This window comes from Mycobacterium arosiense ATCC BAA-1401 = DSM 45069 (assembly GCF_002086125.1).
Taxonomy (GTDB): domain Bacteria; phylum Actinomycetota; class Actinomycetes; order Mycobacteriales; family Mycobacteriaceae; genus Mycobacterium; species Mycobacterium arosiense.
Map to the genome: position 1 here is coordinate 36,082 of NZ_MVHG01000039.1, position 6,359 is coordinate 42,440.

General features: G+C 67.5%; 8 protein-coding genes. 6 read left to right on the top strand and 2 right to left on the bottom strand.

All coding sequences use genetic code 11. From position 1 onward, the window contains the following. Positions 1-243: 243 nt before the first annotated feature. The 5 genes from BST14_RS15985 (at position 244) to BST14_RS16005 (ending at position 4,039) form a co-directional block, all read left to right on the top strand. A complete protein-coding gene (locus BST14_RS15985; RefSeq protein ID WP_083065323.1) occupies positions 244-843 on the top strand; it encodes a TetR family transcriptional regulator in 600 nt (199 codons plus the stop codon). A 56-nt stretch (positions 844-899) separates the two neighbouring features. Further along, the gene (locus BST14_RS15990) at positions 900-1,181 is read left to right on the top strand and encodes a phosphoribosyl-ATP diphosphatase (protein ID WP_083065324.1); all 282 of its coding nucleotides are present in this window, start codon (positions 900-902) and stop codon (positions 1,179-1,181) included. A gap of 2 nt (positions 1,182-1,183) precedes the next feature. After that, positions 1,184-2,041 (top strand): ATP phosphoribosyltransferase, encoded by an 858-nt coding sequence (hisG, locus tag BST14_RS15995; RefSeq protein WP_083065325.1) that lies wholly within the window; start codon positions 1,184-1,186, stop codon positions 2,039-2,041. A 118-nt stretch (positions 2,042-2,159) separates the two neighbouring features. Next, positions 2,160-2,672 carry a DUF4126 domain-containing protein gene (locus BST14_RS16000; protein ID WP_083065333.1) on the top strand — a complete coding sequence of 171 codons (513 nt, stop codon included), beginning with the start codon at positions 2,160-2,162 and terminating at the stop codon, positions 2,670-2,672. Then, positions 2,669-4,039, top strand: a complete 1,371-nt coding sequence (locus BST14_RS16005; protein ID WP_083065326.1) for an FAD-containing oxidoreductase — start codon at positions 2,669-2,671, stop codon at positions 4,037-4,039. The genes BST14_RS16000 and BST14_RS16005 overlap by 4 nt, the downstream gene beginning before the upstream one ends. 3 nt (positions 4,040-4,042) lie before the next feature. Here the strand turns inward: BST14_RS16005 and BST14_RS16010 are convergent, their stop codons facing one another. Continuing rightward, positions 4,043-4,939: a RecB family exonuclease gene (locus BST14_RS16010; RefSeq protein ID WP_083065327.1), complete on the bottom strand. Its 897-nt coding sequence runs from the start codon at positions 4,937-4,939 to the stop codon at positions 4,043-4,045. 74 nt (positions 4,940-5,013) lie between these two features. Between BST14_RS16010 and trmI the strand changes: the two genes are divergently transcribed. Beyond that, positions 5,014-5,859: a tRNA (adenine(58)-N(1))-methyltransferase TrmI gene (gene trmI, locus BST14_RS16015; protein ID WP_083065328.1), complete on the top strand. Its 846-nt coding sequence runs from the start codon at positions 5,014-5,016 to the stop codon at positions 5,857-5,859. Positions 5,860-5,984: 125 nt separating this feature from the next. Here trmI and BST14_RS16020 read toward each other — a convergent pair whose 3' ends face one another. Continuing rightward, positions 5,985-6,284 carry a DUF503 domain-containing protein gene (locus tag BST14_RS16020; RefSeq protein ID WP_083065329.1) on the bottom strand — a complete coding sequence of 100 codons (300 nt, stop codon included), beginning with the start codon at positions 6,282-6,284 and terminating at the stop codon, positions 5,985-5,987. Positions 6,285-6,359 lie beyond the last annotated feature (75 nt).

A 6,359-nucleotide genomic window follows, 5' to 3' on the forward strand; every position in this document is an offset into this window, starting at 1 on the left:
CGCTTTCATCGGCCCTCTTCCCGCCCCTGAGTCTGGAGTGCCGAGCGGAGCGCGCGGGGCGACGTTGACCCTTATCTTTATTAAAATAGCGTCAACAAGCCCCAGGTCTCCGCAGCTCATCGGTGTGTGCTGCCTCACACTAGCCTACTTGATAGGGACTTTCAATAGTGTAGAGTCACTCATCCGAGTTCATCGGTGAACGGCGCCGTGGGGTTCTAATGTCGGATTGACGAAGGTGATGGCATGCCCTCAGCAAACATATCGTTGCGTGACCGACGCCGTGCCGAGCTGCTTTCCCAGATTCAGCAGACCGCCCATCGGCTTTTCGCTGAACGAGGCTTCGAAGCGGTGACGACCGAGGACATCGCCGCGGCCGCCGGAATCTCCATCAGCACCTATTTCCGGTACGCGCCCACCAAGGAGGGCCTGCTGGTCGATCCGGTCCGGGAGGCCGCCGCCGAGATCGTGGGTTCGTACAGCGCCAGGCCGTCCCACGAGTCACCGGTCGAAGCGCTGATCCAGCTGTTCGTCACGCACGCGCGAGATGTCAGCGAGGTTGACAACCTCGATACCTGGCGCCTGGCGGTCGCGACCGCGCCCCACCTGTTGAGCAAATCCGTCTTGGTCAGCGAAACCGATCACGGCCGGCTGATCGAGCAGGTCGCCTACCGGATGGGTGTCGATTCGGCGGCCGACATTCGACCCGCGTTATTGGTCCACACCAGTTTGGCCACAGTGAAATTCGTCCTCGACGGCTGGCTGGGCTCGGACGTCGCCGACAGCCCAGCGTTCCACGTGCAGCTGGAGGAAGCGCTGCGCCTCACGCTCGCCGGATTCGACTGACGAAACACTTGAGAACACGGCCGGCGCCAAACCGCCGTGACTTTGCTCGCCGCCGCGTGAAACAATCGCTGGCCGTGAAGACCTTCGAGGATCTGTTCGCCGAACTCGGCGAGCGCGCCCGCACCCGGCCAGCTGGCAGCGCCACGGTCGCCGCACTGGACGGCGGCGTGCACGGCCTGGGCAAGAAGATCCTCGAGGAAGCCGGAGAGGTCTGGCTGGCCGCCGAACACGAATCCGACGACGCGCTGGCCGAAGAGATCAGCCAGTTGCTCTACTGGACGCAGGTGTTGATGGTGGCGCGCGGCCTGAGGCTCGACGACGTGTATCGGAAGCTGTGACCATGCTGCGGGTTGCGGTTCCCAACAAGGGCACGCTCAGCGAGCCGGCCAGCGAGATCCTCGCCGAGGCCGGTTACCGGCGCCGCACCGATTCCAAGGACCTGACCGTCATCGACCCGGCGAACCAGGTCGAGTTCTTCTTCCTGCGGCCCAAAGACATTGCCATCTATGTGGGTTCGGGGGAGCTGGATTTCGGCATCACCGGTCGGGACCTGGTGGGCGATTCCGACGCACCGGTGCGCGAGCGTCTGGCGCTGGGTTTCGGCTCGTCGAGCTTTCGCTACGCCGGGCCGGCCGGGCGCGACTGGAAGGTCGCCGACCTGGCCGGCAAACGGATCGCCACCGCCTACCCCAATCTGGTCCGAAAAGACTTGGCCGGGCGCGGTATTGAGGCGACCGTCATCAGGCTCGACGGCGCGGTGGAGATCTCGGTGCAACTTGGCGTGGCCGACGCCATCGCCGACGTGGTGGGGTCGGGGCGCACGCTGAGCCTGCACAATCTGGTGGCCTTTGGCGATCCGCTGTGCGATTCGGAAGCGGTGTTGATCGAAAGCGACCACAGCGGCGGCAAGGCCGGGACGCAGGCGGCGCGCGATCAGCTGGTGGCGCGGATCCAGGGCGTGGTGTTCGGCCAGCAATATCTGATGCTCGACTACGACTGCCCCCGCTCGGTGCTGGACAAGGCCACCGCGATCACGCCGGGGCTGGAGTCGCCCACCATCGCACCGCTGGCCGATCCGGATTGGGTTGCCATCCGCGCGCTGGTGCCGCGTCGGGGCGTCAACGAGATCATGGACGAGCTGGCCGCCATCGGCGCCAAGGCGATCCTGGCGTCCGATATCAGGTTTTGCCGGTTCTGATTGCGTAACCGGTGTAAGACCGGCGGCTGTGTTAGCGTCCGCCTCGGGGGACTGCCCGGGTTGGCGTGTGGGCCGTCCCTGCATCGGTGGCCGGCTGTTCGTCTCCCAGGAGGGTTCCGTGACACACGCGCTTCTTGTCTTGTTGGCTTTACTGATTGGCGTCATCGCCGGGCTGCGGTCGCTGACGGCGCCTGCCGTCGTGGCCTGGGCCGCCTACATCGGCTGGATCGACTTGCACGGCACGTGGGCGGCCTGGCTGGCCAACATCATTGCGGTGATCATCTTCACCGTCCTGGCCGTGGGCGAACTGGTCAACGACAAGCTGCCCAAGACGCCCGCCCGCACCGCGCCGCCGATCTTCGCGGCCCGGATCGCCACGGGTGGGCTGGCGGGCGCGGCGCTGGGCGCTTGGCCGCACTGGACGTTCACCGCGTTGGGCGCCGGTGTCATCGGCGCGGTGCTCGGGACCCTCGGTGGCTACCAGGCACGCAAACGGTTGGTGGCCGCGACGGGCGGCAGGGACCTGCCCATCGCGCTGCTCGAGGACGCCGTCGCGATCGTCGGCGGGTTCGCCATCCTCGCGGCGACGGGCCACCTGCTGACCGAATACCTGCTGACGGCGGTTAAGTGACAGAGCATTTCGATGCGATCATCGTCGGGGCCGGGCAGGCCGGCCCGCCGTTGGCCGGCCGGCTGACCGCGGCCGGGCAGCGCGTCGCCGTGATCGAGCGCAAGCTGTTCGGCGGCACCTGCGTCAACACCGGGTGCATCCCGACCAAGACGCTGGTGGCCTCCGCGCACGCCGCCCATCTGGCGCGCCGCGGCGCGGAATACGGCGTGGGGACCGGGCCGATCACCGTGGACATGGCGAAGGTCAAGGCTCGCAAAGACGAGATCATGCTGGGCGACCGCAAGGGTGTCGAGGATTGGCTCGAAACCATGAAGGGCTGCACCGTTTTTCGAGGGCATGCGGTTTTTCAGGATCCGCATACGCTCCGAGTGGGTGACGAGGAGCTGCACGCCGACCGCATCTTCCTCAACGTCGGCGGGCGCGCGGTGGTGCCCGACATCCCGGGTCTGTCCGACGTTGACTTCCTCACCAACGTTTCGATCCTCGAACTCGACACGGTGCCAACGCATCTCGTCATCATCGGCGGCAGTTACATCGCGCTGGAGTTCGCCCAGATGTACCGGAGGTTCGGGGCTCGGGTGACCGTCGTCGAACGGGGCCCGCGGCTGGCGTTGCGCGAGGACCAGGACGTCTCGGCCACCATCGAGGAAATCCTGTTCGCCGAAGGCATCGATATCATCGTGGGGGCCGACGATGTTCGAATAGCCAAGAACGGCAACGGGTTCGAGCTGACTCCTCGCCAGGGCGCCGCGCCCGTTCAGGGGAGTCATCTGCTGCTGGCGGTGGGCCGCCGACCCAACACCGACGACATGGGCCTGGAAGCGGCCGGGGTGCAGACCGACGCCCGCGGCTACATCGTGGTCGACGATGTGCTCAAGACCAGCGTCGAACACATCTGGGCGATGGGGGACTGCAACGGCAAGGGCGCATTTACCCATACCTCCTACAACGATTTCGAGATCGTCGCGGCCAACCTGCTGGACGACGACCCGCGCCGGGTGAGCGACCGCATCACCACCTACGCGCTCTACATCGATCCGCCGCTGGGGCGCGCCGGCATGACCGTCGATCAGGTCCGCTCGTCGGGGCGCAAGGCGTTGGTCGGCAAGCGGCCGATGAGCCGGGTCGGCCGGGCCGTGGAAAAGGGTGAGACACAGGGCTTCATGAAAGTCGTGGTGGACGCCGACACCCAGGAGATCCTGGGGGCAGCCATCCTCGGGGTCGGCGGTGACGAGGCAATTCACGCCATCCTGGACGTGATGTCGGCCAAGGCGCCCTACACGACGCTCTCGCGCACAATGCACATCCACCCCACCGTCAGCGAGCTCATCCCCACGATGCTGCAGGAGCTCTCGCCGCTGAGCTAGTGGTCAGGCGGCCGGCTCGGAGGGATGCGAATCAGTCTGCGCACTACAGGTTTCCGGCCAGCCCGAGTAGGGCGGCGGGGTGCCGCCGAATAGCGGGCAGTGTTGTTGGTGGGGACACCAGTCGCACAGTCGCGACTGGGTGGGGCGGAAATCGCCGTTTTGCCCAGCGGATTGAATCGCCCGCCAGATCGCCATCAGCGTCCTCTCGAAGCGCAGCAGCTCATCGTGATCCGGCGTGTAGTCCAGCACCTGGCCGTCGGCCAGATAGATCAGCCGCAACCGGGTCGGCAGCACACCGCGCGAACGCAACAGTGCCACCGCGTAGAACTTCATCTGGAACATGGCCTTGAACTCGGCCAGGGCTCGGGCGGCCGGCGGCGCCTTGCCGGTCTTGTAGTCGACCACCCGCAGTTCGCCGGTGGCGGCGACGTCGATCCGGTCGATGAAGCCGCGCAGCAGCGTGCCGTCGGCAAGCTCCACCTCGACGCGCTGCTCGCAGCATTCCGGGTTGAAGCGTGTCGGGTCTTCGAGCCGGTAGTAACCGGCGAGCAATGCCTGGGCCTCGGCCGATAGCTGGGCGCGCTGCGCCGGATCCATGTCGGCCGTCAGCTCGGGCGCCGCGGCGATGACCTGGTGCCACGCGGGCTCGACCAATGACATGGCCGTGTCGGGTCCGCGCTGTTCGGCGGGCAGGCCGTAAAGCCGCTGCAGGGCGGCATGGACCAGCGAGCCGCGCAATTGCGCTGGCGACGGCGCCTCGGGCAACCGGTCGATGGCCCGGAACCGGTACAGCAGTGGGCACTGCTTAAAGTCCGCGGCCCGCGACGGCGACAGGGCCGGGCGATACACCTGGGCGGCCGGGTGCATCGCCGACTGAGGCGCGTCGGACTGGGTGATCATGTCGGCAGCCTAGGACCGGGCGCCGACAACCCCCAAGCACCTGCGGCGGCGAGTCGGCTGGCACGCTAGACCGCGTGTCCGTATCCGGCCCGTTCACCGAGGGCGAGCGCGTCCAACTCACCGATGCCAAGGGTCGGCACTACACGGTGGTGCTCGCCGCGGGTGCCGAGTTCCATACCCATCGCGGGGCGATCCCGCATGACGCGCTGATCGGGCTCGAGCAGGGCAGCGTGATCAAGTCCAGCAACAACGCCGTGTACTTGGTGATGCGGCCTTTGCTGATCGATTACGTGATGTCGATGCCGCGCGGGCCCCAGGTGATCTACCCCAAAGACGCCGCCCAGATCATGCACGAGGGCGACATCTTCCCGGGCGCGCGGGTCCTGGAGGCCGGCGCCGGCTCCGGCGCCCTGACCTGCTCGCTGCTGCGCGCGGTCGGGCCCGAAGGCCGGGTGACCTCCTACGAGCTGCGCGCCGATCACGCCGAGCACGCCGAACGCAACGTGTCGGTGTTCCACGGCGGCCAGGCGCCCGACAATTGGCAACTGATCATCGGTGACGTGTCCGACTCCGAGCTGCCGGATAAATCCTTCGACCGCGCCGTGCTCGACATGCTCGCGCCGTGGGAGGTGCTCGAGTCGGTCGCGCGGCTGCTGATTCCCGGCGGCGTGCTGATCATCTACGTGGCCACGGTTACCCAGCTGTCGCGCGCGGTCGAGGCCTTGCGGACGCAGCAGTGCTGGACCGAGCCGCGGTCGTGGGAGACGTTGCAGCGCGGCTGGAACGTCGTGGGTTTGGCGGTCCGGCCGCAGCATTCGATGCGCGGGCACACCGCCTTTCTGATCTCCACGCGTCGGCTCGCGCCTGGCGTGGTCGCGCCGGTGCCGTTGGGTCGCAAGCGCGAAGGCCGCGACGGCTAGCGGGTCGCCACCATCTGCCAGTGGCGATCGCGAGCGCGGTGTAGCCGGGCGCGGCGGGTCGCCACCATCTGCCAGTGGCGATCGCGAGCGCGGTGTAGCCGGGCGCGGCGGGTCGCCACCATCTACTAGGCGAGGTCCTCGCTGCGCACCAGCGAGCGCCGCACCGACAGCAGCTCGAATTCGGGATGCGCGGCCACCAACCGCTCGGCCGCGTCCAGGACCTCGACGGCGTGACCGCGGTCGCCCGACACCGTGGCGACGCCGATGCCCGCCCGCCGATACAGCTCGCGCGAACCCACCTCGGCCGCCGACACGCTGAACTTGCGCTGCAACTCCGCGACTACGGGGCGAACCACCGACCGCTTCTGTTTGAGTGACCGGACGTCGCCCAGCAGCACGTCGAACTCGAGCCAGCCGATCCACATGCCGCGGGTCAACCCGGCGGGTTCTGCTCGGGGGGTGGCTCCGGCGCCGGGGCAGGAGCGGGAGCGGGTTCCGGG